Consider the following 319-nt stretch of genomic DNA (forward strand, 5'->3'; position numbering starts at 1 on the left):
AGTCTTGCCATCATCCAGTGTGAAGGTCAGCGCGCCGTGTTTGTCGATCGGCAAGCCGTCTTTGTTGATCAGGGTCACGGTGTAGGTGATCTGACCACCTTCGGAAACCGAGTCAGTAGCAGTCAGCTTGGCTACAACTTCGTCGATGGTATCGGTCACTTTGACCGAGGCATCGTTGCCCAACTGCAGATTTTCGAAGGTGCGGCCGCCAGCGTCTGCTGCCGACTTGATGCCCAGGCTGATTTCGCCCGAGTCTTTGTAGACGTCGTCGCCTTGCGCCGCGTGTTCGTAGGAAACAGCGGTCTGGCCGGCTTTGATG

The 319-nt window shown here is 57.1% G+C and carries 1 protein-coding gene; it reads right to left on the reverse strand.

The genetic code is table 11. From position 1 onward, the window contains the following. Positions 1-319: immunoglobulin-like domain-containing protein (locus ACK59L_RS21545; protein ID WP_409275974.1), on the reverse strand; the 319-nt coding region annotated here is incomplete at both ends.

The organism is Pseudomonas sp. KCJK9111 (assembly GCF_046231935.1).
GTDB lineage: Bacteria > Pseudomonadota > Gammaproteobacteria > Pseudomonadales > Pseudomonadaceae > Aquipseudomonas > Aquipseudomonas parafulva_B.